This is a genomic window from Kitasatospora sp. MBT63, assembly GCF_000710465.2.
Classification (GTDB): domain Bacteria; phylum Actinomycetota; class Actinomycetes; order Streptomycetales; family Streptomycetaceae; genus Kitasatospora.
This window is the reverse complement of the sequence record NZ_JAIZ01000428.1, coordinates 1-2,714: the sequence shown is the minus strand read 5'-3', so window position 1 is coordinate 2,714 and position 2,714 is coordinate 1. Positions and strand designations below refer to the sequence as shown.

At 73.3% G+C, this 2,714-nt stretch carries 3 protein-coding genes; 2 read left to right on the top strand and 1 reads right to left on the bottom strand.

Annotation, left to right across the window (positions count from 1 at the left end):
- The first annotated feature begins 232 nt into the window (after positions 1-232).
- Together AA75_RS23850 and AA75_RS23845 are read left to right on the top strand one after the other, a co-directional pair.
- A complete protein-coding gene (locus AA75_RS23850) occupies positions 233-856 on the top strand; it encodes a LysE family translocator (protein ID WP_033822251.1) in 624 nt (207 codons plus the stop codon).
- 89 nt (positions 857-945) lie between these two features.
- The gene (locus tag AA75_RS23845) at positions 946-1,668 is read left to right on the top strand and encodes a hypothetical protein (protein WP_149038334.1); all 723 of its coding nucleotides are present in this window, start codon (positions 946-948) and stop codon (positions 1,666-1,668) included.
- Between the two features lie 82 nt (positions 1,669-1,750).
- Here AA75_RS23845 and AA75_RS23840 read toward each other — a convergent pair.
- Positions 1,751-2,714: chitinase (locus AA75_RS23840; protein ID WP_033822250.1), on the bottom strand; the 964-nt coding region annotated here is incomplete at its 5' end.

Here is a 2,714-nt window from a genome sequence, read left to right as displayed (position 1 = left end):
CGGCGGCCGACGGGCCCATGAAGGCCGCCCGGGGGCCGGATCGTGTCGCCCTGCGCTCCTCCCGGACGGCTGAACGGATGCTAGCGCCGCGGCCGTCGGGGCCGGTACCGGATTTGTCCCGCTCCGTCCGGCGCTCGGCCGCGGGTCGGTGCCGCGCCCCGGGCCGGTGGCGGGGCGGGTGCTAGCCTCCGGTGGCGTTGCGTGGACGAATGACCGAGGAGCGGTGGCAGGCATGGTGGATCCGGCGGCGGTGGCCGGTATCGCGGTGGTGGCGACCGGCATGGTCCTCACCCCCGGGCCGAACATGATCTACCTGGTGTCCCGCTCGGTGTCCCAGGGCCGCCGGGCCGGGCTGATCTCGCTGGGCGGGGTCGCGCTGGGCTTCCTGACCTACCTGCTGGCGGCGACCGCGGGGATCTCCGCGGTCTTCGCCCTGGTGCCCGAGCTGTACCTGGCCCTCAAGCTCGCGGGCGCCGGCTATCTGCTCCTGCTGGCCTGGAAGGCCGTCCGCCCGTCGGGGCGTTCGGCCTTCGCGGCGAAGGAGCTGGCGCCGGACCGGCCGCGCAGGCTGTTCCTGATGGGCCTGGTGACCTGCCTGCTCAACCCCAAGATCGCGATCCTGTACGTCTCCCTCCTGCCCCAGTTCGTCGACCCGCGGCGGGGCCACGTCGCCGTCCAGAGCCTGCTGCTGGGCCTGACCCAGATCGTCGTCGGCCTGGCGGGCAACGCCTTCTTCGTGCTGACCGCCGGCTCGGTCTCCGAGTTCTTCACCCGCCGCCCGCTCTGGCAGCGGATGCACCGCTACGCCATGGGCACGGCCCTGGCGGGCTTCGCGGTCCGGATAGCGGCGGACTAGGCCGGCGGCGGTGCCCGCGGCGGGACTGTCGGTGGCCGGTGCGATGCTGACGCCGACGATTCCGCTCGACGCGATCCACGGGGGTAACGGTGCTGGGTGAACGGCCTGACGCGGTCCAGGGCACGGCCGGTTTCGAGGCCAGGTGGTGCGCCTGCGACCTCGGCGAGTACCGGCCGTGCCGCGGGACCTACGAGTACTACCCGTACGAGAGCCTGCCGCCGCTGGAGCCCGGCCTGTTCACGGGCGACTTCGACTGGCTCGGCGGGGTCGGCAGCCCCGTCCCGGAGCGGGTCGCGGAGCTCGACGCGGTGGCGGCGGAGCTCGCCGCCGTCGGGCTGGAACTGCCCGCGGACTTCCGGGCGTTCGCGGCCGGCGAGTGGAGCCACCGGGTGCTCGACGAGGTCTCGGTGACGTGCTGCTGGAGCGACCTGTCGAAGCCGCTGCCCAGCCCGGTCGAGCCGGGCGCCTTCCTGGTCCGCTTCCTGCGGGACCAGCAGGACTGCGTGATCTGGTACCTCTACCTCCGGCCGTCCGGCGAGACCTTCGTGGTGCACTCGCCCATCGACTTCCAGTACGCGTACGAGGCCCGGGAGAGCACGGAGGGGCCCGGCCGCGGCCTCGGCGACCCGGCCGGGCTGCGGGCCGCGATCAGCTGGTGCGCGCCGTCGTTCGAACAGTTCGCCCACCGGTTCTGGATCGAGAACCGGCTGTGGCACCTGCTCAACCTGGCCGACGGCGGTGCCCCGGCCCGGCTGGCCCCGGAGATGCGTGCCTACCTGCGGCACTACGCGCCCGCCGGGGCCGTGGGCTGACCGGCGGCCCGCCCGGGTCGGGCGCCGGGCCGCCCGGTGGAGCGTGGGGATCCACCGGGCGGGGTCCGTCGGCGGCGATCCGTCAGCCGGTATAGCCGGCGAAGATCTTCGAGAACTCGTAGGGCGACTGGCTGATGTTGGTGCACTTGTAGAGCGGGCCGGTGCAGGCGGCGGCGTCCCGGGTCATCTCCCAGAAGCCGAGCATGCCCAGGTGGTGCTGCTTGGCGAAGGCGACCAGCTGCTGGGCGTCGCCCTGGTCGAAGACCCCGTGGTCGTCGTTCTCGCCGAGCATCGGGGTGACGGCGGTCATCGCCCACAGCTGGGCGTCGGTCTTCGCGGGGTAGAGCGCCTTGAGCTGGTCATGGGTGCTCTGGGCGGCCTGGACGGCGTCGTCGCCGTAGTCGGTGGACGGGCGGTTGTAGTCCATCGCCATCACGTTGACCAGGTCGAGGGCCACCCCGGCGTCCCGCGCGGAGCGCACCACGGCCACGCCGTCGGCCGTCAGCCCCTCGGGCAGGACGGGCAGCGTGAGCGAGACCTTCAGGCCCGGGTGGGCCTTCTGCAGCCTGGCCAGCGCGGCGGAGCGGCGGTCGTTGGCGGCGGTGTCGACGACCGCGGCGCCCTCGATGTCGAAGTCGACGTACTTCAGGCCGTACGCGTTGACGACCGCGTCGTACTCGTTGAACAGCGCGTCCACGGTGGTGCAGGCCTGGGCCAGTTCGGTGCCGGAGGCGCCGCCGAAGGAGACCTTCACGTCGCCGCCGGCGGCCCGGACGGCGTCGATCTGGTCCTTGCCCCAGCCGGCCTTCGGGTCGTAGGCGTTGAACCAGCTGGCCTTGCAGCCCACCGAGGTGACGAAGGCGAGGGTGAAGGACTTGAGGTTGCCGGCGGCCGCCATGTCCCGCAGCACCGGCGTCGGCCAGGCCCCGAGGTCGACGTACGGCGCCACCGGCAGCGCGACGTTCGGCGGCGGGGTGGTCTGGGTGGGGGTGCCCGTCGGTGTCGCGGTGCTCGTCGCGGTCGGGGTGGTGGTGGGGGTGGCCGTC

Excerpts from the sequence above, each read along its gene's own strand:
- AA75_RS23850 (WP_033822251.1), top strand. The coding sequence starts at position 233 with ATGGTGGATCCGGCGGCGGTGGCCGGTATCGCGGTGGTGGCGACCGGC.